This window comes from Naasia sp. SYSU D00948 (genome assembly GCF_017916515.1).
In the GTDB taxonomy this organism is placed as follows: domain Bacteria; phylum Actinomycetota; class Actinomycetes; order Actinomycetales; family Microbacteriaceae; genus Naasia.
In genome coordinates this window covers 488467-512711 of record NZ_JAFMTA010000001.1, presented here as the reverse complement: position 1 = coordinate 512711, position 24245 = coordinate 488467, and the positions used below count along the sequence as shown (strand labels likewise).

At 72.4% G+C, this 24245-nt stretch carries 17 protein-coding genes and 1 tRNA gene; 11 read left to right on the top strand and 7 right to left on the bottom strand.

What is annotated here, in order from left to right:
• Positions 1–57: 57 nt before the first annotated feature.
• From nudC to J3P30_RS02370, 3 genes are read left to right on the top strand one after another with little or no spacing between them, the layout of a single operon-like run.
• On the top strand, positions 58–1005 hold the full coding sequence (gene nudC / locus J3P30_RS02380; RefSeq protein WP_210479350.1) for an NAD(+) diphosphatase: 948 nt from the start codon (positions 58–60) through the stop codon (positions 1003–1005).
• A 31-nt stretch (positions 1006–1036) separates the two neighbouring features.
• Positions 1037–2743: an ATP-dependent helicase gene (locus tag J3P30_RS02375; protein WP_210479349.1), complete on the top strand. Its 1707-nt coding sequence runs from the start codon at positions 1037–1039 to the stop codon at positions 2741–2743.
• A 56-nt stretch (positions 2744–2799) separates the two neighbouring features.
• Positions 2800–4293 carry a DUF2252 domain-containing protein gene (locus J3P30_RS02370; RefSeq protein WP_210479348.1) on the top strand — a complete coding sequence of 498 codons (1494 nt, stop codon included), beginning with the start codon at positions 2800–2802 and terminating at the stop codon, positions 4291–4293.
• 31 nt (positions 4294–4324) lie between these two features.
• Here the strand turns inward: J3P30_RS02370 and J3P30_RS02365 are convergent, their stop codons facing one another.
• Both J3P30_RS02365 and J3P30_RS02360 read right to left on the bottom strand, forming a co-directional pair.
• On the bottom strand, positions 4325–5179 hold the full coding sequence (locus J3P30_RS02365) for a TOMM precursor leader peptide-binding protein (protein ID WP_210479347.1): 855 nt from the start codon (positions 5177–5179) through the stop codon (positions 4325–4327).
• A gap of 203 nt (positions 5180–5382) precedes the next feature.
• A complete protein-coding gene (locus J3P30_RS02360; protein WP_210479346.1) occupies positions 5383–6705 on the bottom strand; it encodes a zinc-dependent metalloprotease in 1323 nt (440 codons plus the stop codon).
• 207 nt (positions 6706–6912) lie between these two features.
• Here J3P30_RS02360 and J3P30_RS02355 point away from each other — a divergent pair, with 207 nt between their 5' ends.
• From J3P30_RS02355 to J3P30_RS02330, 6 genes are all read left to right on the top strand, one after another.
• Entirely contained in the window at positions 6913–8016 is a 1104-nt protein-coding gene (locus J3P30_RS02355; protein WP_307807365.1) for a S16 family serine protease, read from the top strand.
• 10 nt (positions 8017–8026) lie between these two features.
• Entirely contained in the window at positions 8027–10993 is a 2967-nt protein-coding gene (locus J3P30_RS02350; RefSeq protein ID WP_210479345.1) for a UPF0182 family protein, read from the top strand.
• Between the two features lie 186 nt (positions 10994–11179).
• Complete coding sequence (locus J3P30_RS02345; protein ID WP_210479344.1) at positions 11180–12043, top strand: aldo/keto reductase; 864 nt, start codon at positions 11180–11182, stop codon at positions 12041–12043.
• A gap of 23 nt (positions 12044–12066) precedes the next feature.
• A complete protein-coding gene (locus J3P30_RS02340; protein WP_210479343.1) occupies positions 12067–13047 on the top strand; it encodes an aldo/keto reductase in 981 nt (326 codons plus the stop codon).
• A 173-nt stretch (positions 13048–13220) separates the two neighbouring features.
• Positions 13221–13294: transfer RNA gene (locus J3P30_RS02335), tRNA-Met, on the top strand.
• A 254-nt stretch (positions 13295–13548) separates the two neighbouring features.
• Complete coding sequence (locus J3P30_RS02330; RefSeq protein ID WP_246852690.1) at positions 13549–15039, top strand: NAD(P)/FAD-dependent oxidoreductase; 1491 nt, start codon at positions 13549–13551, stop codon at positions 15037–15039.
• 45 nt (positions 15040–15084) lie between these two features.
• Here J3P30_RS02330 and J3P30_RS02325 read toward each other — a convergent pair whose 3' ends face one another.
• Positions 15085–16791, bottom strand: a complete 1707-nt coding sequence (locus tag J3P30_RS02325) for an FAD-dependent oxidoreductase (protein WP_210479342.1) — start codon at positions 16789–16791, stop codon at positions 15085–15087.
• A gap of 73 nt (positions 16792–16864) precedes the next feature.
• Positions 16865–17794 (bottom strand): DMT family transporter, encoded by a 930-nt coding sequence (locus J3P30_RS02320; protein WP_210479341.1) that lies wholly within the window; start codon positions 17792–17794, stop codon positions 16865–16867.
• Positions 17795–17971: 177 nt separating this feature from the next.
• Between J3P30_RS02320 and J3P30_RS02315 the strand changes: the two genes are divergently transcribed.
• On the top strand, positions 17972–18565 hold the full coding sequence (locus tag J3P30_RS02315; RefSeq protein ID WP_210479340.1) for a dihydrofolate reductase family protein: 594 nt from the start codon (positions 17972–17974) through the stop codon (positions 18563–18565).
• Positions 18566–18803: 238 nt separating this feature from the next.
• The gene (locus J3P30_RS02310; RefSeq protein WP_210479339.1) at positions 18804–19565 is read left to right on the top strand and encodes a hypothetical protein; all 762 of its coding nucleotides are present in this window, start codon (positions 18804–18806) and stop codon (positions 19563–19565) included.
• Between the two features lie 124 nt (positions 19566–19689).
• Here J3P30_RS02310 and J3P30_RS15505 read toward each other — a convergent pair whose 3' ends face one another.
• From J3P30_RS15505 to J3P30_RS02295, 3 genes are read right to left on the bottom strand one after another with little or no spacing between them, the layout of a single operon-like run.
• Positions 19690–20730 (bottom strand): zinc-binding alcohol dehydrogenase, encoded by a 1041-nt coding sequence (locus J3P30_RS15505; protein WP_210479338.1) that lies wholly within the window; start codon positions 20728–20730, stop codon positions 19690–19692.
• 25 nt (positions 20731–20755) lie between these two features.
• On the bottom strand, positions 20756–22945 hold the full coding sequence (locus tag J3P30_RS02300; RefSeq protein ID WP_210479337.1) for an alpha-galactosidase: 2190 nt from the start codon (positions 22943–22945) through the stop codon (positions 20756–20758).
• Between the two features lies 1 nt (position 22946).
• Positions 22947–24242, bottom strand: a complete 1296-nt coding sequence (locus tag J3P30_RS02295) for an ADP-ribosylglycohydrolase family protein (RefSeq protein ID WP_210479336.1) — start codon at positions 24240–24242, stop codon at positions 22947–22949.
• Between the last annotated feature and the right edge of the window lie 3 nt (positions 24243–24245).

Below are 24245 nucleotides of genomic sequence, written 5' to 3'. Positions count from 1 at the left end.
AAGGGTAGGTCTGCACCCCCTCTCCCCAGCCGTTCGCCACGCAGAATGCGCAGGTCGATGACCGGATCGCTCACCTCGCGCCTCGCGCTGTCCCGTTCGGCCGTCGACCGGGACTATCTGACCCGGTCACGCCCCGGATTGGTCGACGAGCTCCGCGCCGATCCGCTGACCCGCGCGGTCGTCCTGCGTCGCGGCTCCGCCCTGATGGAGGACGGCGACCGGCCCCGCCTCCGCCTCGTCCCGCTCGCGTCGCTGCCGGGCGCCGACCTGCTCGTCTACCTCGGCCGCGCCCTCGAGGGGCAGGCTTCCGGCGCGCCGATCGTCGCCGCGGTCGTCGACGAGGCGGCCGCCGCGGCCCTCGAACCGGACCCCGAGCGCTGGGGCGACCTCCGCCGGCTCGGCGCGGACCTCGACGCCCTCGACGCGGGACTCTTCACCCAGGCGCTCGCGATCACCAACTGGCACGCGTCCCACGGCTACTCGCCGCGCACCGGGCAGCCGACGCTCCCGGCGCAGGGAGGCTGGGTCCGGCATCCCGAGGGACAGGACGACGAGGCGGGCGGTCACCACGTCTTCCCGCGCACCGACCCCGCGGTCATCATGGGGGTCGTCGACGGGCAGGACCGGCTGCTGCTCGGCGCCAACGCGCTGTGGGGCGGGGAGCGGTACTCGATCCTCGCGGGCTTCGTCGAGCCGGGGGAGTCGCTCGAGAGTGCGGTCATCCGCGAGGTGCGCGAGGAGTCGGGTCTCACCGTCGTCGATCCCGTCTACGTCGGGTCGCAGCCGTGGCCGTTCCCCGCCTCGATCATGATCGGGTTCCGCGCCCGCCTCGACCCGGCGGGCCCGGCCGAGCCGGTGCCGGACGGGGTCGAGCTCATCGACCTCCGCTGGTTCAGCCGGGACGAGCTGACGGACGCGAACCGCACCATCGGCATCCCGGGCCGGACGTCCATCGCTCGTGCGATCATCGAGCAGTGGTTCGGCGGCCCCCTCGACGCTCCGTGAGGCCTCCGCGGCGCTCGCCGGGAGGGGCCCGGTGACCGCCGAGGACCTGCTGGCCGGACTCGACCCCGAGCAGAGGGTGGCGGCGGAGACGCTCCTCGGACCCGTCTGCCTGCTGGCCGGTGCGGGCACCGGCAAGACCCGCGCGATCACCCATCGCATCGCCTACGGCGTCGCGTCCGGCGCGTACCCGCCGAGCCGCGTCATGGCGCTCACGTTCACGACCCGCGCCGCCGGCGAGCTCAAGTCGCGGCTCCGCGCGCTGGGCGCCGCGGGCGTGCAGGCGCGGACCTTCCACTCCGCCGCACTCGCCCAGCTGAGCTACTTCTGGCCGCAGGTCGTGGGCGGGACGCTGCCGCGCGTCCTCGACAGCAAGGCGCGCCTGCTCGCCCAGGCGGCCGAGAGCGTCGGCGTCCGCGTCGACACCGCCGCCCTCCGCGACCTCGCGGCCGAGATCGAGTGGCGGAAGGTGAGCGGCCTCTCGCTCGAGCAGTACGAGGAGCGCGCCGAGCGCCGGGCGCTGCCCGAGGGGCTCGACCCGCGCCGGGCGACGGCCGTGCAGCGCTCCTACGAGGACCTCAAGGACGCCCGCCGGCAGCTCGACTTCGAGGACGTGCTCCTTGCCACGATCGGGATGATCGAGGAGGAGCCGAGGGTTGCCCAGCACGTCCGGGAGCAGTACCGGTTCTTCGTCGTCGACGAGTACCAGGACGTATCCCCGCTGCAGCAGCAGCTGCTCGCGGTCTGGCTCGGCGACCGGCGCGACGTCTGCGTCGTGGGGGACGCGAGCCAGACCATCTACTCCTTCGCCGGGGCACGCGCGGACTACCTGCTCGACTTCGGCGCCCGCTACCCGGAGGCCGCGGTCATCCGGCTCGAGCGGAACTACCGCTCCGCGCCGGGCGTGATCGCCGCGGCCAACCGGCTCATGCGCGACAGGCCGGGCGCGCTCACCCTCGTCTCGACCGGCGGATCGGGCGGCGAGCCGGAGCTCGAGCGGTACCCGACCGAGCAGGCGGAGGCCCGGTCGATCGCGGACGACGTCGCCGCCCGCATCGCGGCGGGCGAGCGGGCCCGCGACATCGCCGTGCTCTACCGCGTCAACTCGCAGTCGGCCGCGTTCGAGTCCGCGTTCGCGGAGCGCGGGATCGCCTGCGCGGTCCGAGGCTCCGAGCGGTTCTTCGAGCGGCGGGAGGTGAAGGAGGCGCTGATGATGCTCCGCGCCGCCGCCCTGACCCTCTCCCAGGAGCCGCTGTTCAAGACGGTGAGCGACGTCCTCCGCTCGCTCGGCTGGTCGCAGTCGCCGCCGGACGCCGCGGGCGCGGTCCGGGACCGGTGGGAGTCGCTCGACACGCTCATGGGCCTCGCCGAGGAGGCGCCCCCCGGGACGACGCTGCCCCAGTTCGTCGAGGACCTCGCCGAGCGTCAGGCGGCACAGCACGAGCCGACGGTCGACGCGGTGACGCTCGCGACCCTGCACTCCGCCAAGGGCCTCGAGTGGGAGCGCGTCTACCTCGCGGGCCTGTCGGAGGGATACCTCCCCATCGCGTACGCCAAGACGCCGGCGGCGATCGAGGAGGAGCGCCGCCTCCTCTACGTCGGCATCACCCGGGCGCGCTCCGCGCTGCGGCTGTCCTGGGCGGCGGCGGGACCGCACCGGTCCTCCGTGCGGGAGCCGTCGCGCTTCCTCGAGGAGCTCGGCAGCGGCATCCGCGAGCGGGTCGCGACCGCCGCGCCCTGACCCGCGGCCGCGGACGGTGCGGCGTCGCCGGTACTGTGACGCTTCGAGGAGGCGGCATGGGCGAGGAGCACGCGCACGGGATCGATCTCGAGGGCCGGGCGCCGTCGAGCCCGGAGCGGGCGAACGGCCACATCGTCCTGGCCTCCGCGGACAGCGACGCCTTCGCCTCCGTCCGGCGCAGGCCGACCTCCCGTAAGGAGCGGTATGCGATGGGACGCGCGCTGCGGCACTCCGTCCCGCGCTCGAGCCTCGGCGCCTGGTCCCCGTCGCACGACCGGCCGGACCCGGTCGACCTCGTCCGCTCGGCTCACGAGGGCCGGCTGTCCTGGCTGATCCCCGTCCGCATCGGGCGCATGGTCACGTCCCCGTACAGCTTCCTCCGCGGCAGCGCGAACGTGATGGCCGAGGACGTCGCCCGCCTGCCGGCCACCGGGATCACTCCGGTCGTCTGCGGCGACGCCCACCTCGGAAACTTCGGCTTCTACGCATCGCCCGAGGGCGACCTCGTCCTCGACCTGAACGACTTCGACGAGGCGCACCCCGGCAGCTGGGAGTGGGACCTGCGCCGGCTCGTCGCGAGCGTCTGGGTGGCCGGGCGGGAGAACGGGGCGAGCGAGGACCAGTGCGAGGAGTCCGTCCGCTTCTGCGTCGCCTCCTATCGCGAGGAGGTCCGCTTCCTCGCCGACCAGCCGCTGCTGACCCGATCCTTCACCCGTCTCGATGCCGGGCGCCTGCACGAGACGACTCGCGAGCAGTCGCTGCGGGACGAGATCGAGCGGTCGGTGCGTCGCGCGCGGAAGCGGACCAACGACCGCGCCCTTCCCCGCTTCACCCGCGAGAGCGAGGGCCGACGGCAGATCGTCGCCGACCCGCCCCTGATCACCCGGCTGCCCGAGGCGGAGCAGGAGCAGATCGGGGCGGCCCTCGACGACTACCTGCGGACGCTCGCCCCGCACTGGCGTCGCGTGGTGGGCGGCTACACCGTGATCGACGTCGCCCACAAGGTGGTCGGCGTCGGCAGCGTGGGCCTGCGCGCGTACGTGGCGCTGCTCGAGGGCAGCAGCCCCGACGACGTGCTCTTCCTGCAGCTGAAGCAGGCGCGACGGTCGGTGCTCGGACCGCACGTCCACGGCGACTCCGCCTGGCACGCGCACCAGGGCCAGCGGGTCGTCGAGTACCAGCAGGCCCTCCAGACCGTGTCGGATCCGCTCCTCGGCTGGACGAGCATCGGCGATCGGCAGTACTACGTCCGGCAGTTCCGCAACATGAAGGGCGCGATCGCGGTGGACGCCATCGACGCGCCCGCGCTCACCGACTACGCCGGGATCGTCGGCCGGCTCCTCGCGAAGGGCCACGCGAGGACCAGCGGCGCGTCGATGATCGCGGGCTACTGCGGATCCTCCGACCGGGTCGATCGGGCGATGGCCCGCTTCGCCCGGGCCTACGCGGACCAGACCGAGGCGGACCATGCACGGCTGGTGCAGGCGGTGAGGCGCGGCGACCTGCCCGCTGACGAGCACGTCTCCGCTCGCGCATCCCGCCCGGCCTGACCGGCCGAAGCACCCCCATGCAGCCGCGCCGTCAGGCGTGAGCGATCCGGGCGGCTGCCGTCCTCGGCGGCCCCGCCGTCGCCGGCCGCTCGGCGTGCGCATCCGGAAGAGCGCCGCACAAACAGCCGAGAGCAGGGGGCCAGCGCCGCTCGCTGACCTGTCCCTCCGCTCGCAGCCGCACAGACCTGCCCTCCAACCCGCTGCGGCGCCCCGCGGCGATCTCGCCGACGGCGCGCAGCAGCACGACCACCGCCTGGTGGACGAGAACCGGGGATCCAGCCGCCGCTGCCGGATGCCCGCCGTGCAGGAGCTGGGCCGCGACCGCCGCCCATCCCGGGTCCTCCGCGAGGCGCCGCCGGGTCACGCAGGCGAGGCAGCCGGTCCGCCCGGGCAGCACGAGCGGCCCGACCTCCACCTCGGCGTCGCCGAACACGACGGGGAGGTGCGGCACGTCCCGTCCGAGCCAGCCGGCGCCGCTGCCGGGGGCGAGGACGTGCGCCGCGAGCGGCAGGGCGAGCTGCACGTCCGGATCGTCGCGACCGACGAGCCGCGCGCCGGCCGACGTGAGGGCGGCGGCGATCGTGCCCGCCGCCCTGCCGAGCCCGGTGTGCTCGACGACGACCGCGAGGTCCTGCTGCGGCGGCGGGCCGGCGACGACGGCGTCACCCAGCCGCACGAGCAGGGACTCCGCGGCGTCCGGTGGCAGTCCCGCCGCCTGCGCGACGACGGCGAGGCCGCCGCGGGTCGTGCCGATGCGCAGCGCCGCGAGGAGATGCTCCTCGCCGGGCGTCACCTCGAGGAGCCGGCCCGGGCGATCTGCGCCGATCTGAAGGGTGTGCGGCGTGCGCCACACGAGGCTGAGGCGGGGGTCGACGCGGAGAACCATGGCGGGCATGGTGCCCCATCCGCGACGGCTCCCACGGTTATCCCCAGCCCCGCCCCTCACCGAACCGCACCTGCGCGGATCAGGAGATCCGACGCCGTTCAGGACGCGCGGCCGGTTTTCCGCGCGGCTCAGGACGACACGCCGTGCGCGCAGCCGGAACTCCTGATCGGCGCAAACCGCCCGGCGGCGGCAAGGGCGGCCCGCTACTCCTGGGGGCGGTCGGGTCCGTCGTCGCGCAGCAGGTCCTCGAGCGCCTGGTCGACGTCGTCCGACGCCGCCGGCTCTTGGAGCCGACGGACGAGCGCCTCCGGGTCGTCGATGTCGGCCGAGCCGGGGAGCAGGTCCGGGTGCGACCACAGCTCGTCGCGCCTCTCGGGCCCGAGCGTGTCGCCGACGATCTGCCACATGGCGGCCGCCTCACGGAGGCGCCGGGGCCGCAGCTCCAGACCGACGAGCGTCGCGAAGGCGGATTCCGCGGGACCGCCTGCGGCGCGGCGGCGCCGCACCGTCTCGGCGATGGCGTCCGACTTCGGCAGGCGGGCCGTGGCGTGCGCCGTGACGACGTCGACCCAGCCCTCGACGAGGGCGAGCATCGTCTCCAGCCGGGCGAGCGCGGTCTGCTGCGCGTCCGTCTTCGGCGGGATGAGCGCGCCGCTGACGAGCGCCTGGCGCAGCGTCTCGGGGTCGCTCGGGTCGAAGCTCGAGGCGAGCTCCTCCACCTTGTCGGTGTCGATGCGGATGCCGCGCGCGAACTCGGTGATCGCAGTCACGAGCCGCATGCGCAGCCACCGCGCGTGCCGGAACAGCCGCGCGTGCGCCATCTCGCGGACCGAGAGGTACAGCGCCACCTGGTCGGCGGGGATGTCGAGCCCGCTGCCGAACGCCTCCAGGTTCTGGGGGAGCATCGCGGCCCGGTCCTCCAGGAGGGGGATGCCGACGTCGCCGCCCGAGATCACCTCGGCGCTCAGCGCGCCGACGACCTGGCCGAGCTGGACCGCGAAGAGGGTCCCGCCCACGCCGCGGACGAGCCGTCCCGCGTTCTGCATCATCCCGGCCAGGCCCTCGGGCGCCTGCTCCTGCAGCACCCCGGTGAGGGCGTCGGCGATGCTGGTCGCGACCGGCTCTGCGAGCTGCGACCAGAACGGCATGGTCTGCTCGATCCACTGCACGCGGGTCATGATGCGCGGCGCCTCGGGGAGCGCGGAGACGGTGGTCGCCTCGTCGAGCCAGAGCGAGGCCACATGCATGGCCTGGTCGAGGTCGCGGCGCTGCTGGTCGGTCGGCGTGAAGCTCGTGCGGGACGCGACGGCCTTGGCCTGGTCGGTGGCGACCTGCCAGTTGATGCCGTCCGCGGCGCCGCTCATCGCGCCCTGGATCTGGGCGATCAGCCGCGCCATCGTCTCGGGGTCCGCGGGGAGCCCGGCCGCTCCGGCCAACTTCGCGGGGTCGACGCCCGCGCCGCCCGACAGGAGCTCGCGGAGGATCTCCTGCAGGTCGTCCTCGGGGTCCTGGTCCTCGGCCGGCATCGTGCGCTCCTTCCGCTCAGGTCCCCGGAAACGCTTCGTGGCGGGTTCTCAGGGGCGCTCGCGCAGGATCTACGGTAGTGCGGGACCCTGGGCCGCACGTCCGGGCCGTGTCCCGGTCCTTCTGCCCACCGCGAACACCCCGCACCGTCCTTCCGCGACGCCGTCCGCGCGGCACCCGAGGGAAGGACCCGATCGACGAGAGCCGCCGTGACCAGCCCCACCGACCTGCGCCAGGCGGTCCCCCTGCGCTCGCTGCCTCCCCGGCGCGACCGCAGCCGCCTCGGCTGGGTGCTGGTCAGCGTCGCCGTCGCCCTCGTCGTCGGGCTGGGGGTCAGCCCGTCCGGGTACGTGATCGAGCAGCCGGGGCCCGTGTACGACGCCCTCGGAAGCCTCGAGGGCGACCCCCTCATCACGATCGAGGGCGAGCAGACCTACGAGACGGACGGCAGCCTCGACGTGCTCACCGTGACCGTCGTCGGCAGTCCCGTCCGCACGCCCGACCTCCTCCGGGTCGCGCTCGCCTGGTTCGATCCGCGCCGGTCGGTGAAGCCGCTCGAGGCGGCGTTCCCGACGGGGTACTCGGTGGAGGAGAGCGAGACGCAGAGCCGGCTGCAGATGGAGAACTCGCAGCAGGAGGCCGTCGCCGCGTCGCTCACGGAGCTCGGCTACGAGATCCCGCGGACGCTCACGGTCCAGGCGGTCGAGGCCGGGCTGCCCGCCGAAGGCGTCCTCGAGGACGGGGACCAGATCGTGACGGTGAACGACGAGCCCGTCGAAGGCCTGCCGGAGCTGCGCCGCCTGGTCGCGGAGAACGGGACGGAGTCGCCGCTGAGCCTCGGCGTCCTCCGCGACGGGGCCCCGCGCACCGAGACCCTCACGCCGGTCGAGCGCGAGGGCCAGGTGATCATGGGAGTCGGCGTGGCCATCTCGTACGAGTTCCCCTTCGAGGTGGACATCGAGCTGCCGAACGTCGGCGGCCCGAGCGCCGGGATGATGTTCGCCCTCGGCATCTACGACAAGCTCACGCCCGGCTCCCTCACCGGCGGCGAGCGCGTGGCGGGGACGGGCACGATCGACGCCGAGGGCGTCATCGGCGAGATCGGCGGGATCCGGCAGAAGATGTACGGCGCACGCGAGGCCGGCGCCACCTGGTTCCTCGCTCCGGAGGGGGACTGCGCCGAGGTCGTCGGCCACGTTCCCGACGGTCTGAACGTCGTCGCGGTGGCCACGCTGGACGACGCGCTCGAGGCGCTGAACGTGATCGCTGAGGGCGCAGGCACGTCCGGATTACCCACATGTGACGCGAGATAGGCTCAGCACCGTGACGACCACAGCCGCCGCGCCACGCCGCAGGAACCGCGCCACACTCGCCATCACGGCGGGCATCGTGGCGGGTCTCCTGATCCTCTTCTTCGTCTTCGCCGGACTCTACGCCGACATCCTCTGGTTCGACCAGCTCGGCTTCCTGCCCGTCCTGCTCACGGAGTGGGGAGCCGGGATCGGGCTCTTCTTCGCCGGCTTCCTCGGCATGGCGGTGCCGGTCTTCCTGGCGATCTTCTTCGCCTACCGGTTCCGGCCGATCTACGCGCGCCTCAACTCGCAGCTGGACCGCTACCAGCAGGTGATCGAGCCGCTGCGCCGCCTCGCGATGTTCGGCATCCCCGCGGTGGTCGGCCTCTTCGCGGGCGTGTCCGCGTCGACCCGCTGGCAGCCCGTGCTGCTCTACCTGAACAGGACGCCGACCGGCACGACGGATCCCCAGTTCGGCCTCGACGTCTCCTTCTACCTGTTCGAGCTCCCGTTCCTGCACGGGCTCGTCGCCTTCGCGTCCGCGGTCGTGCTCGTCGCCGGCCTCGCCACCCTCGCGACGACCTACCTGTACGGGGCGGTGCGGGTCAGCGGACGCGAGGTGCGGATCTCGAAGGCGGCCCGCATCCAGATCGCCGTGATCGCGGCCCTCTACGTGGGGCTGCAGGCGCTCAGCATCTACCTCGACCAGTTCCTCACGCTCTCCCAGAGCGGCGGACTCATCACGGGCGCGAGCTACGCGGACGTGAACGGCACGATCCCGGCGCGCGTGATCGTCGCACTCGTCGCCGGCATCGTCGCCCTCCTGTTCCTCGTGACGGCGGTCATCGGCCGCTGGCGCCTGCCGGTTATCGGCACGGCGCTCCTGATCGTCACGAGCCTCATCGCAAGCTCGATCTACCCCTGGGTCATCCAGCGCTTCCAGGTCGATCCGAGCGAGCTGAGCCTCGAGCGCCCGTACATCCAGCGCAACATCGACATGACGCGCCAGGCGTACGGCGTCGACGACGTCGAGGAGATCCCCTACGAGGCGACGACGGAGGCGACGCCCGGCGCGCTCCGCGAGGACGCCGAGACGACGGCGAACATCCGCATCCTGGACCCGGCCATCGTGTCGCCCTCCTTCGGCCAGCTGCAGCAGTTCCGGCAGTACTACGCGTTCGCCCGGGACCTCGACGTCGACCGGTACGACATCGGCGGCACCACGCAGGACACCGTGGTCGCCGTCCGCGAGCTCAACCAGGACGGGCTCGGCGAGGGCCAGACCTGGTACAACCGCACCGTCGTCTACACCCACGGCTACGGCGTCGTCGCGGCCTACGGCAACCAGCGCTCGGCGGACGGGCAGCCGGTGTTCCTCGAGTCCGGCATCCCGACGAGCGGCGAGCTCGGCGAGTACCAGCCGCGCGTCTACTTCGGCGAGAACTCGCCGACCTACTCGATCGTCGGCGCCCCCGAGGGCACCGAGCCCATCGAGCTCGACTACCCGTCGGGCGGCGGCGAGGACGACACGCAGGTCTACACGACCTTCGAGGGCGACGGCGGACCCCAGCTCAACAACTGGTTCACGAGGCTCGTCTACGCGCTGAAGTTCCAGTCCGAGCAGGTGTTCCTCTCGAACGCGGTCAGCTCCGAGTCGCAGATCCTCTACGACCGCGACCCGAAGACCCGCGTCGAGAAGGTCGCGCCCTACCTCACCCTCGACTCCGACGCCTACCCGGCGGTCGTCGACGGCCGGATCAAGTGGATCATCGACGGCTACACCACGTCGTCGGCGTACCCGTACTCGAGCACGCGGAGCCTCAGCGAGTCGATCGCCGACACCTACACGCCCGCGCCGGCGTATGCCGTCGACGACATCAACTACATCCGCAACTCGGTGAAGGCCACCGTGGACGCCTACGACGGCTCGGTCACCCTCTACGTCTGGGACGAGGAGGACCCGATCATCGCGTCGTGGCAGAAGGTCTTCCCGAACGAGCTGCGCCCTATGACCGAGATGTCCGCGGCTCTGATCAGCCACGTGCGGTATCCCGCTGACCTGTTCAAGGTGCAGCGCTCGGTGCTCGGTCAGTACCACGTCACCGACGCCGGCTCCTGGTACCAGCGGGACGACGCCTGGCGGGCGCCGAACGACCCGACCTCGCCGGCCTCGAACCCGACGCTGCAGCCGCCGTACTACCTGACGATGCAGATCCCCGGCGCCGAGAGCCCCGCGTACTCGCTGTACTCGACGTTCATCCCGAACAGGACCGGCGCCGAGAGCCGGTCGATCCTCACGGGGTACCTCGCGGTCAACTCGGACGCCGGAGGCGAGGAGGGCTCGGTCGCGGAGGACTACGGGAAGCTGCGGCTGCTCACCCTCCCGAACAACGTCCCCGGTCCCGGTCAGGTGCAGAACGCCTTCAACTCGGACACCGATGTGGCCAACCAGCTGGCGCTGCTCACCCGGGGCGACACGTCCATCGACCGAGGCAACCTGCTGACCCTGCCCGTCGGCGGCGGCCTGCTGTTCGTGCAGCCGGTCTACGTCCGGTCGAGCGGTGAGACCGCGTTCCCGCTGCTGCGCAAGGTCCTCGTCTCCTTCGGTGACGAGATCGCGTTCGAGGACACCCTCGACGCGGCGCTCGACAGCCTCTTCGGCGGCGACTCCGGCGCGGACGCCGGGGACGAGGACGTGCCGCCCGAGGCGGGCGAGGGCACGACCGACGGTGGCACGGACGGAGGGACCGACGGCGGCACCGACGGCACCGACGGAGGGACTGACGGCGGCACCGACACGCCGCCCGCCGTGCCCGTCGACAACCCGGAGCTGCAGCAGGCCCTCCAGGACGCCAACCAGGCGCTCCAGGACCGTGAGGCCGCCTACCGCAACAACGACCTCGTCGCCGCAGCCGAGGCGGACGCCCGCCTCCAGGATGCGATCGAGCGCGCGGTCGCCGCGTCCGGAGCGGCGGCCAACACCGCAGCCACTCAGTAGCAGCACGCTCGGATCCCCGGTCCCTGAGCCGCCCTGGTGGCGGCTTCCCCGGGGATCCGAGCCGGCGCTGCCTGAGGGCGCGAGGGCAAGGGCGACGGCCGCTCCGCCGCCTCGTCAACCCTGATTTGTCGTTTGACAGTACGAAAGGCCCCGCCTAGCGTCGAACCGACGAAGGGGAGTGCGAGGATGCGCAACAGGGTCATCGGAGACGTCGAGGTCAGCGCGATCGGACTGGGCGGGATGCCCATGTCGATCGAGGGACGCCCGGACGAGGAGCGGTCCATCGCGACCATCCACGCCGCGCTGGATGCGGGGGTCACCCTCATCGACACCGCGGACTCCTACCACCTGCACGCGGACGACGTCGGCCACAACGAGAGCCTGATCGCCAAGGCGCTCGCCACTTACGGCTCCGACACGTCGCACGTCCTCGTCGCCACGAAGGGCGGCCATCTCCGTCCCGGCGACGGGTCCTGGACGCTCGACGGGCGTCCCGAGTACCTCAAGGAGGCGGTGAAGGAGTCCGCCCGCCGGCTCGGCGTCGACGTGATCGGCCTCTACCAGTTCCACCGCCCCGACCCCGAGGTGCCCTACGAGGACTCGGTGGGCGCCATCCGGGATCTCCTGGACGAGGGCGTCATCCGCATGGCCGGCATCTCGAACGCGAACCCGGAGCGCATCCGGCTGTCCCAGGAGATCCTGGGCGGACGGCTCGTGTCGGTGCAGAACCAGTTCTCGCCGGCGTTCCGCAGCAGCGAGCCCGAGCTCGAGCTGTGCACCGAGCTTGGCATCGCCTTCCTGCCCTGGAGCCCGCTCGGCGGCATCGGCAAGGCGGGTGGCCTCGGCACCGCGTACGAGGCCTTCGCCCGCGTGGCGCAGAAGTACGACGTGAGCCCGCAGCAGGTCTGCCTCGCCTGGCAGCTCGCCCTCGCGGACGTCGTGATTCCGATCCCCGGCGCCTCGCGCCCCGAGAGCATCCGGGACTCGGCGAAGGCCGCCGAGCTCGAGCTGACGGACGAGGACGTCGCGGAGCTGTCGGCGGCCCGATAGCGTCGAGCAGGAGGAGGAAGAGCATGCAGACGTCACTTCCCGTCGCCCGGCTCGGGCGGACCGACATGGAGATCACTCGGGTCGGCTTCGGCGCCTGGGCCCTCGGCGGCACCGAGGGCGCCAACAGCTGGGGTCCGCAGGACGACGAGGTGTCGATCGCGGCGATCCACCACGCTGTCGAGCGAGGGATCAACTGGATCGACACCGCCGCCATCTACGGCACCGGCCACTCGGAGGAAGTGGTCGGGCGGGCACTGCAGGACCTGCCCGCGGCCGACCGCCCGCTTGTTTTCACCAAGGGCGGCCTGGTGTGGGACGAGGAGAACCGACGCGCTGCGTCGAAGCGCGTCGGCGATCCGGAGTCGATCCGAACCCGCGTCGAGGACTCGCTGCGCCGGCTGCAGGTCGACCGCATCGATCTCTACCAGATGCACTGGCCTGCTGAGGACGGGACGCCGGTCGAGGAGTACTGGCAGGCGTTCGTCGAGCTGCGCGAGAGCGGCAAGGTGCGCGCCATCGGGCTCAGCAACCACGGCGTCGAGCAGCTGGAGGCCGCAGAGGCGGTCGGTCACGTGGACACGCTCCAGCCGCCGTTCTCCGCCATCCGGCAGGAGACCGCGGAGGACCTGCTGCCGTGGTGCGCGGAGCACGAGACCGGCGTGATCGTCTACAGCCCCATGGGCTCCGGCCTGCTCACCGGCGCCTTCACCCGCGAGCGGGTCGAGTCGCTGGCCGAGAACGACTGGCGCCGCCGCAGCCCCGACTTCACGACCAACCTCGACCGGAACCTCGCCGTGGCCGCTGCGCTCGCCGAGGTGGGGGAGAAGCACGGGGTGAGTGCCGCGGCCGCCGCGGTGGCGTGGACGCTGGGCTTCCCCGGAGTCACCGGTGCGATCGTCGGCGCCCGCAGCCCCGAGCAGATCGACGGCTGGCTGCCCGCCGCGTCGCTCCAGCTCACCGAGGACGACTACGCCCGCGTGGAGCAGGCCCGCCAGTCCGCCTGACCGACGGCAGTCCGGACGGCCGTGCGCGGCCGACGGTGCGGGGCCCGGGTTCGGCAACCCGGGCCGGTCCGGCGGATCCGGGCCGGCGTACCGGCCCGCGAACGCCGATCCGGCCCGCCTCCGGCCCCGCGGTCGGACCCCCTCCGAGACTCTGGTAGTGTTAACAACCGTGCCGCGGGGTGGAGCAGCTCGGTAGCTCGCTGGGCTCATAACCCAGAGGTCGCAGGTTCAAATCCTGTCCCCGCAACGAAGAACGACGAAGGCCCTCGCGAAAGCGGGGGCCTTCGTCGTTCCCGGGGCACGATGATCACGTCCGGCTGGCCTCAGCGCAAGGGCAGTCGTCATGCGACCCGGGTGGGTAGCGTGGGCCGGGCGGGCGCTGACGCGCGTCGCGGCAGCGAGGGCCCGCTTCGGCCGCCTCTCCTGCCCGAGCGGCGGCCATGAGGAGCGTCGGCACGTGCCCGTCCCGCGGCCGCGTCGCTACGACGAAGGAGCAACGACATGGAGATGCCCCGCTCTACCGAGCCCGACGACGCTCGCGCAGACGATTCCGCCGACTCGGAAGCGACGGCAGCCGGCACCGGAGACCGGGCACCCGACCGCTACGACGTGGCTGTGATCGGCGCCGGGCCCGCCGGCACCGCCGCCGCCCTGCGTGCCGCGGAGCTGGGGGCGAAGGTCGTCGTGCTGGAGGCCGGGCGCCTCGGCGGGACGTGCGTCAACACCGGGTGCGTCCCCACCCGGGTCCTTGCGAAGACGGCCCGCCTCATCCGCGAGGCCCGCAGCGCCGGCGACTACGGCATCGGAGTCGGCGCCCCGCAGGTCGACTGGCCCGCGATCGTGGCCCGCGTGCAAGCGCGCGTGGACGCCGTCCGGTCCATCAAGCGGGAGGCCGAGCGGTTCGAGGAGGCGGGCGTCACGCTGATCCAGGAGGGCCGGGCGCGCTTCGAGGACGACACCACGCTGGTGCTCGACAGCGGACGTCGGGTCACCGCCGAGTCCATCCTGATCTGCGTCGGTGGGCACTCGAGGCGGCTGCCGATCCCCGGGGCCGAGCTCGCGACGGTGCCCGAGGACGTGCTCTCGCTGCCGGAGCTTCCGCGCCGCGTCGCCGTCATCGGCGCCGGAAACACGGGCGCGCAGCTCGTGACCGTCTTCCACTCCTTCGGCTCGGAGGTGACGCTGCTCGACGTCGCCCCGCGGGTGCTGGTGGCCTCCGACGCCTCGATCTCGGAGGCGGTCGCCGCCGCCTTCACCGATGCGGGGATCGAGGTGCAGGCCGGCATCGAGACGGTCGAGCGCCTCGACCGGACGGACGACGGATCGATCACCATGACCTGGCGGGGGAGCGAGAGCCGAACCGCCGAGTTCGACGCGGTGATCATGGCCACCGGCTGGCCGGCCGACGTCGAGGACCTCGGCCTCGAGAACGCCGGGGTCGAGCGGGAGCGCTCGTTCATCCCCGTCGACCAGTACTTCCGCACCGTGGTGCCGCACATCTTCGCGGTCGGCGATGCCAACGGGCGCGACATGCTCGTCCAGGGCGCTCAGTCGGAGGGTGAGGCGGCGGCGGAGAACGCGGTCCTCGGCGCGAACCGGCGGAGGCCGCAGCACCTGCTCCCCGCCGGCGGCTTCACCGATCCGGACTACGCCGGGGTCGGGTTCTCCGAGGAGGAGGCGCGCAGCAGGGACGCCTCGTGCGTGGTCGCGACGGTCTCCTACCGCGACGTCGACCGTGCCGTCATCGACGACCGCGAGCGCGGGTTCCTCAAGTTGATCGCGGACCGTCGCCGCGAGTTGATCCTCGGCGCGCATGCGGTCGGCGAGAACGCCGTCGAGGTCATCCAGTCCGTGACGACGGCGATGGCCGCCGGGATCGACGTGTCGACGCTCGCCGGCGTCCGCTTCGCCTACCCGACCTACAGCGCGGTCATCGGGATGGCGGCACGCGCGCTCCTCTCCGAGAGGACGGACGCGGCCCTCCTCGGGTGAGGACCCAGGAGCTGCGGCGGGCGGGACCTCAGCCGGGCGACCGCGCTAGCTCGCCCGTCCGGTCTCGGTCAGGTATTGATGGACCAGAGACACGGCCATCGCTCCCTCGCCGACGGCGGAGGCGCAGCGCTTGATCGAGCCGCTGCGCACGTCGCCGGCAGCGAACACGCCCGGCAGGCTCGTCTCCAGCCGATACGGCGGGCGCGAGAGACCTCGCCAGGCCTCGCTCTCGAGGACGGCGGCGTCCAGGTTGCGGCCCGTGAGGACGAAGCCCCGCTTGTCGAGTTCCACGATGCCGCGCAGCCACGCCGTGTTGGCCTGAGCGCCGATGAACACGAAGGCCGCCGCCACGTCGAGGATGCGGCGCTCGCCGGACCGGTTGTCCTCGACCACGATCCCCTCGAGGCGGTCCTCGCCGAGGAGCTCTCTCACCTCGGTGTGAGGGAGCAGGTCGATGTTCCCTGCCTGAGCCACGCGGTCCACGAGGTACTGCGACATGCCCTTGCGGAGGTCGCCGCCGCGGATGAGCAGGTGCACCTTGCGCGTGCGTCCCGCCAGGTACACGGCGGCCTGTCCCGCCGAGTTCCCGCCGCCGACGACGATGACCTCCTCGCCCTCGAAGCGCTGGACCTCCGCCTCGGTGGCGGCGTAGTGGATGCTCACGCCCTCGAACCGCTCCAGGCCGGGCACATCGAGCCGCTGGTAGCGGGCGCCGGTGGCGGCGATGACGCTGCGAGCGAGGATCTCGCCCCCGTCCGCGAGCCTGATGCGGAAGCCGCCCTCCTCCCTCGTCATGCCGACGGCCTCCTCGGGCACGGCGGTCTGCGCGCCGAACTTGTCGGCCTGGGCCAGAGCGCGGGTGGCGAGCTCGAAGCCGGAGAGACCGACGGGGAAGCCGAGATAGTTCTCGATCCGCGAGCTCGTGCCCGCCTGCCCGCCCAGGGCCACGGATTCGAGGGCGAGGGTGGAGAGCCCCTCGGACGCGCCGTAGACCGCGGCGCCGAAGCCGGCGGGGCCGGCGCCGACCACGACCAGGTCGTAGGTCCGGTTCCGGGGGAAGTCGACGGTGAGACCCATGACGCGGCCGAGCTCGGCGTTCGTCGGGTTCCGCAGCACCTCCTGGCCCTGCCAGATGGCCACGGGCGTCTCGGACCGGGTCGCGCCGAAGCGTGCGAGCAGCGCGTCCGCCCGGTCGCTGTCCTCCTCGAGCTCGATCCAGACGTGGGGGAGGCGGTTGCGGGTCGCGAACTCGCGCAGGCGGGTGGCGTCGCGCGAGTGCCGCGAGCCGATGATCCGCAGTCCGACCCCGATCTTCACGAGGAACGAGCGCCGAGCCATGAAGGTGTCGAGGAGCACGTTCGAGAGGTTGGCCTCCTCCGTGACGACCTTCTTCAGCTGCTGGCGGGGAACGGCGAGCAGCTCCCCGCCGACGCTCATCACCGCCGAGAGTGGCACGCCCTGGTCCGTCAGCATGTGCAGGTCGCCGAGGAAGGTGCCGGGGCCGAACACCCCCATGGTGCGCATCTCGCCGGCGAAGTCGTCGACGGCGTGCACCTCGCCCCGGAGGACGACGAGGAAGTCGTTCCTGGTGTCGCCCGCTCGGAAGAGGATCTCTCCGGCCTCGGCCTCCCGGGTCCGTCCGTAGCGCCGGAGGACCTCGATCTGGTCCTCCTGCAGCGGCGAGGGTCCCCTCGTCGTGCGGAAGGGCTGCGGGGCCACCGTCGTACGCGTGTCGCCGGTGCCGTCACTCATGGTGCCCCCTCGTCGGTAGCCCTCGGTGGCACAAGTATGGCCCGGTTGCGGTGGGGGCATCGGGGCCGTGTGGTCAGCGGACCCGGACGCTCGGCTCCTCGACGAGGACGGGCGCGGCGGCCGGTTCCGGTGGGGTCTTTGCCGCTTCCCGGCGTCGCGTGACGAGGTACGACCCCGCGAGCACGAGCACGAAGCCGAGGACCGTCCAGACGGTGAGCCGCTCGCCCAGCACCAGGACGCCGGCGAGGATGGCGACCGCCGGGTTCACGTAGGTGATCGTCGTCATCCGCACCGGCCCGATCTCCGCGATGAGCGCGAACATCATGAGGAAGGCCGCCGCGCTGCAGACGAGTGCGAGCGCGACCACTGAGCCGATCACCGGCGCCGACGGGACGGCCGCCGGCCAGCCGCCGGTCAGGGACACGATCGGCACGTACACGACCCCGGTGAGCGCCAGCGAGACGGCGACGACTCCCACGCCCGGCAGATCGGTCATCCAGCGCGCGAGGATGACCGGGCCGATCGCGTAGCCGATGACGACGACCGCGACCTCACCGACGGCGACAAGGTCGGAGCCCGCGACGTCGAGTCCGACGAGGGCTGCGACCCCGAGCATGCCGAACAGGATGCCCAGCCAGTTGCCGCGGCTGAGCCGCTCGGGCCGGCCGAAGGCGAAGGCGACCGCGACTCCGACGAGCGGCACCGCGGCGATCAGCAGACCCGCCGTCGAGCTCGGCAGCCGCGTCTCCGCCGAGCTGAGGAAGTACCAGGGCACGACGATCTCGACCGTCGTGTAGGCCAGCAGCGGCCTCCAGCGGCGCAGCACCGGGAGCACCTGCCGGCGGAGCAGCGCCAGCGGCAGCAGGGCCAGAGCGCCGATCGCGCTGCGGCCGAACACGACCATCGAGGGGTCGAGCTCCTCGACGGCGACCTTGATCAGGAGGTACGGGATGCCCCAGGCGAGCGACAGGGACGCGAACAACACGAAGCCACGACCCGTCACGACACCATCCTGGCCGACCCCGCCGACACCGGTCCGGGTTCGGCAGGTTCTGCGCGAGGGATGACGCTTCCTCGTGCATCAGCGACGGTTCCAAGTGCATCGCGGACTGGCGCTCCGGGCTTCTGCCCATCCGCGTCGCGGTGCCACACTCGGGGTCTGCGGCAGAAGGAGGCGGTGGTGCGCAAGCTCGTGGTCTCCATGATCACCTCGCTCGACGGGTTCCACGAGGGACCAGGGAGGGATGTCATGGCGCTGCCCTTCGACGACGCCTTCAGCCCGCACAACCTCGAGCTCCTCCGTGGCGCGGACACGCTCCTGCTCGGCCGGCGGGGGTTCGAGGGGTTCGCGTCCTACTGGTCGCGGGTGGTCGACGATCCGGACGAGCCCCCGCTGGAGCGCGAGATCGGGCGCCGCAACCGCGACATCGAGAAGATCGTGGTGTCGGACACCCTCCGGCTGGATCCGGGCGATCCCTGGGCCTCGACGACCCGCGTGGTGCCGGTCGCCGAGGCGCCGGGCGAGGTGACTGAGCTCAAGCGCCAGGAGGGCCGGGACATCGTGGTCTTCGGCAGCGCGACCATGTGGAACCCGCTGCTCGAGGCGGGGCTCGTCGACGAGCTCCGGGTCCTGGTCGGTCCGGCGCTGCTCGGTGAGGGCACGAAGCTGTACACGGGCGCGCGCACGCCGCTGCGCCTGCTCGAGGCGCGCGTCCTGCCGGACTCGCAGCTCGTGCTGCATCGCTACGACGCGTCCGGTCGATCCGGAGCCTGAAGACCGACTACCGGGTCGAGCGCCGAGACCTCTCCGCGCCGAGTGCCGCGGTTCACCGCGGTCGAGGTGCCTCGATCCCGGTTCGCGAGGTCGTCCGGACGTGAGGATCCGAACACCCCGGCGTCCCAACACGCTTGACCCTCATGTGCAGCTCTGCTACTCCAGAGCCATCGATCGCGACGTTGCACCGGAGGGTCGGATGGGCATTGACAGGTCGCCGAAGCACGTGAACGAAGCCATGAACGAGCTCTCGGAGGGCGCCGCGCGGGCCACCCAGGACGAGGTCCGCAAAGCCATGCAGATCGAGGACGGCATGGCTTTCCTGAAAGACGACAGCTTCACCGCAGACCCCTCGGTGGCATTGGGACAGGTCTTCGTCACCCGGAGAGGCTCGAGCAAGAGCAGTCCCTTCGTCTTTCCGGTGGACGTGACGGTGAAGCCCTCCACCGTCCTCAAGGCGCCACTCGTCCGCGGCGAGATCGTCGTCGACCGGCAGGCGAGTGCGGGGTTGGACGTACTCAGCCTCGCGAACCTCGATCTGAGCGGTAAGGACGTCGCCGAGCTCCGCATCATCGACAACTATTCCTCGCGCGTGGACACAGGGCCCGCGTGGAGAACAGCCATCCAGGAATGGGAGGATTTTCCGGAGGCCCAGGAGATACTCGCCGACCCGGACGTCCGCAAGATCTCGGTCGTCGTCGGTGTCGTGCAGAAGTACATAACCGTGAAGCGGTACACCGAGTTCTCCGGTGAAGCCAAGGTCAACGCGTACGGGATCAACGTCGAGGGGAAGCTGTTCACCAGTACGTCCGCCTTCCGTCTGGAGATCATCTACGGGCTCTCGCTCGTCGATCTTCGCCGGGGCGGGGCCGGCACCAAGACGGCGATCGAATCGGAGGACACCGCTGACGCGGTGACCCTCGGGGCGGTCGATTCCTGGGCGCGCTCCATGAAACGACCCGTCGCTGCGCTCGCTCGCACGAGGCGCGTTCCCGGGTGAGACGCCGCGAAGCTGAAAACGCTGCTGCGGCAGCCGGTGCGCCCGTGCTGAGCAGGACGCCCGAGCAACGCGGATTGCGGCACTCGAGCGGTGGCGCCGCCGGAGCTTCGCCTCGCTACCGGGCTCAGGCCCGGTAGTCGAGGACCACCTGCAGGGCGTTCCCCGGATGCTCGTCGAGCATCCGGAACGCGTCGGGCGCCTCCGCGGCGGGCACCACGTGGCTGATGAGCTCGCGGAGCCGGAGAGACCCCGCGCTCTCGAGCTCGAGGGCGGTCTTCGACATGCGCAGCTCGTTCCACCGGTGGGCGAGTGCGGGGGAGACGCCGGAGATCTGCGACCCGACGAGCTGCACACGGTTGTGGTGGAACTCCTCACCGAGGCGGAGCGCCTCCGCGCCGCCCTGGAAGAAGCCCGCGACGACGACGCGCGAGCTGTAGGCGACGGTGCGGATCGCCTCGTGCAGGGCCTGGTAGCTGCCGCTGATCTCGATGACGACGTCGGCGCCGCGGTTCTCGGTCACCGCCCGCACCTGCTCCGCGACCGAGCCCGCCGTGGGATCCACGGCACGCCAGGCTCCGAGCCGCTCGGCCAGCGCGCGGCGTTCCGCCAGAGGGTCGGCGAGGAGGACCCGGCCGCCGTTGAGGCGTGCGAGCTGGGCGACGATCTGGCCCGGGACTCCGCCGCCGAAGACGACGACCGTCTCGCCGACGTGGATGTCCGCGTCGAGCACCGCGTTCAGGGCGATCGCCCCGATCTTGCCGAAGATCCCCACGATGGGGTCGTCCACGTCGGGCATCCGCCGCGCCCGGACGTACTCGGCGGGGCGCACCGCGGCGGACCTGTGACCCCAGGCACCCCAGACGAGCGCGCCCACGAGGTCGTCCGGAACGCCCTCGCCGACCTCCGAGACGATGCCGACCTCCTCGTAGCCCCAGCCGTCGAGCGGGTACGCGTGCGTCGTGGTCCCGGGGACGAACAGCCGGCTCTCCGCCTCCCAGCGTGAGGTGAGGTACGGATTGCTGCCGCGGTACGCGGTCAGCTCGGTGCCCGCGCTGATGCCCGAGTAGAGCGTGCTGAGTCCCACCTCGCCGGGGCCGATGGCGGGGGGCTCGAACTCCACCACCGATGCGGAGCGGGGGGAGTCGAAGCGTACGAGGTGGGGCACGGTGCTCTCCGTTCCGGTCGCGGTGTCAGGAGGGATCGTCGGCCACGAGGCGGAGCAGGAACGCCTGCTCCGGGTAGAGGCGCGGGGCCTGGGTCCCGGCCCGCGTGAGGGTGCCTCCGTGCAGCCACTGAGGGGAGGCCGTCCACCCGGGCTGCCCGGCGCCTCCCTTCATGAGCGATTCCCGGCAGAGGTCGACGGCCTCCAGTCGGTAGCGCTGGTCGTCCCGCAGGCCGGGCAGGCGCACCTTCCCCGGGTGGGCGGCGACGCCGGTGCCCGTCGCGACGAAGGCGAAGAGGGCGCGGTCGGCGCTCTCGCTCACCACTCCGTGGACCCAGTACGCCGGGTCGGGATGGTCGGCGCGCCAGGTCCGCCCGCTGTGGAGGAGGGCGCGCTCGCTCTTGTACAGCTCGACCCACGCCGCCAGCTCCTCGAGCTCCTCGTCGCTCGCGTCGCGCAGGTCCCACTCGATGCCGAAGTGCCCGAAGAGGGCGGTCGCCGCGCGGAACGCGAGGGTGTGCCGCCGCTTCGTCGTGTGCGCCACCGGGGACCCGACGTGGGACCCGACGTACTCGGGCGGCAGCAGCTGCCCCGTCCAGCGCTGGATCTGCTGGCGTTCGAGCGCGTCGATGCAGTCGCTCGCCCAGACCCGGTCCGTGCGCTCGAGGATCCCGAGGTCCACCCTGCCGCCTCCGGAGGAGCAGGACTCGATCTCGATGCCCGGGTGGCGCGCGCGGAGCTCGTCGATCAGCGCGTACACGGCCCGGGTCTGCCGGTGCACCCCGGGTCGGCCGGTGACCCGGTCGCCCGGCTCGAGCAGGTCACGGTTGTGGTCCCACTTCAGGTAGTCGATCGAGTAGCGCTCGATCAGCTCGCTCATCGACTCGAGCAGGTAGCGGTACGCCTCCGGGTTCGCGACGTTGAGCACCTGCTGGTTGCGGCCGGGGAGGGGGAGGCGCTCGCCGGGGGCGAGGATCCACTCGGGATGTGCGCGCGCGAGGTCCGAGTCCTCGTTGACCATCTCGGGCTCGAACCAGAGCCCGAAGTCCATGCCGAGGGCGCGGACCTTCTCGACCAGGGGTCCGAGGCCGTCCGGCCAGACGCCGGCGTCGACCTGCCAGTCGCCGAGCCCCGCCCGATCGTTGCGGCGGCCGCGGAACCAGCCGTCGTCGAGGACGAAGCGCTCCGCCCCGACGCGGGCGCCGCGCTCGGCCAGCGCCACCAGGCTCGCCAGGTCCTGCCGGAAGTACACGGCCTCCCAGGTGTTGAGGACGACCGGCCGTGAGGAGGCCGGCGCGCCGGGCTTGCTGCGGAGGTGCCGGTGGAAGCGCTGGGCCGCCTCGTCGAGACCGGAGCCGTACGAGCCGTAGACGTAGGGCGTGCGGTAGGACTCGCCCTCGGCGAGCCGGACCTCGCCGGGCAGCAGCAGCTCGCCCCCGCTCAGCACGCGCACGCCGCCCAGGCCGAGATCGGCGGAGGTCGTGTGATTGCCGCTCCACGCCGTGTGGATCGTCCAGACCTCGCCGCCTCCGAACCCGAACCCGGTCTCGCCCGCCGCGAGCACCGGCGTGGCGTCGGATCCGGTCCTGCCGCGCCGGCCCTCCCGGAGGTGCGACCCGACGAGGAACGGCGACCGCTGCGGCGACCGCTCGCGCAGGTGCCGTCCGGCGAAGTCGAGGACCTCCTGAGCCTCCGTCGGCACGGGCAGGCTCAGCCGCATCCCCTCCAGGTCGTAGGTCCCCGTCGCGATGCTGGTGAGCTCCGCCTCGAGACGGACCAGCCCGGATTCGAGGAGCGCGATCGTGATCTCGAGCCGCAGTCCTGCGTCCGAGTCCACCCCGGCCGTGCGTACGGCTGCTCCCGTCGGCAGGGCGTGGAGCCCCGCTTCCGCGAGCTCGAACAGCGGCGAGAACCGTGTGCCCTCGCGGTGCCCCTCGAGACCCGGAGCGCCGACCCAGCCCGCGGACGGCAGGCCCAGGACGGAGGCCGCGAGGGGCGCGGTGACGCCTTCCGTGATGCGGATGCCCTCGGCGTCCTGCCGGAGGGCGAGCAGGTCGTCCCGCGCGAACTCCCCCTCGCGGCCCCAGTAGAGGATCCGCGGGACGGCGGCCGACGGGTCGATCACGAGACTCACGCCCGCGGCGGTGAGGTGCACCGGCACCGAGACGTCGAGCGTCTCGGCGTCGTCGGGAAGCAGCTGCGGGGAGGTGGGGGGCATGTCAGCCTTCCTGGGCGAGGCGCAGGGTGCGCTGTGCCAGCTCGTCGATCCCGATGCGATCGAAGTCACGGACCGCGCTGCGCACCCGGAGCGGCTCCGCCTGGATCAGGGATGCCGGCACGACGGAGTCGCCGTGCAGCGCTCCGAGGACGCTGCCGACCGTCGCGCCGTTCGAGTCGGTGTCCCTGCCGCCCTGCAGCACGATGCCGGCCGAACTCAGGAAGTCCTCGCCCCAGAGCAGCGCGATCGCGATGAGCGCCGCGTTGTTGAGGGTGTGCACCCAGCTGTACTCGCCGAGCTCGCGGTCCACGTGGTCGAGCGCCGCCGTGTGCGAGGCGCCGCTGTCGCGCAGCTCGAGGACTCCGCGCAGGCCGGCCGAGAGGCGGGAGCCCGCCGGGACCACGGCGAGGGACGCGTCGAGGGCCTGGCGCGGCGAGTCCGCGCCCAGCGCCGACGCGACCAGCGCGGCGGCCCACATGGCCCCGTACACGCCGTTGCCCGTGTGCGACAGGCGCGCGTCCGTGAGGGCGAGGGCGGCCGCCGCACCGGGACGCCCCGCGTTCAGGTACCCGTAGAGGTCGACCCGGATCAGGGCCCCGATCCACTCCCGGTACGGGTTGCGCCGGACCGCGGTGACGGGCGGCCTGTCGCCGGTGATCAGGTTGCGGTAGGCGGCCCGCTCCGCGGTGTACGTCTGCAGGAAGGGGAGCCGGTCGAGCCAGGCCGCGGCGAGCTGCTCGGTGCTGAAGCCGCGTCCGTGCCGCTCGACCACGTGGAGGGCCAGGATCGTCCAGTCGATGTCGTCGTCCCTCGGCACGTCGGTGAACCGGCCGGCCGTCGCGATCGGGGCCGAGGGATGCAGGGTCTCGACGCCGGCGGGCAGCGGGTCCAGGAGGGGCAGGTATCCGCGCAGCGGGGAGTGCGCCGCGGCGCTGAGGTACAGCCCCACCTGATGCCGGGTCAGACCCTCGACCGGCTTGCCGATCGTGTTGCCGATCGCCCGCCCGAGCCAGGCGCCGCGGATGCGCCGCGGAAGTGCGGAGCCGTCGACCGGGAGCACCGGGGCGCCCTCGCAGAGCCTCCGCAGCTCCGCCTCCTCGGTCGGCTCCTCGTAGGGCCAGTCGCCGGACCGCCGCAGCGATCCCAGTTCCGCCTCCACCTCCACGAGCCCCTCGAGGTCGTCCGCCGCCGCTGCGGCCCGCGCCCGGTCGAGGAGGTCGCCCACGGGGAAGCCGCTCACTCGGAGCTCCTCCGCCTCGTCGGGCACGAGATCGCGCAGATCGAGGACGTCGTGCACGGG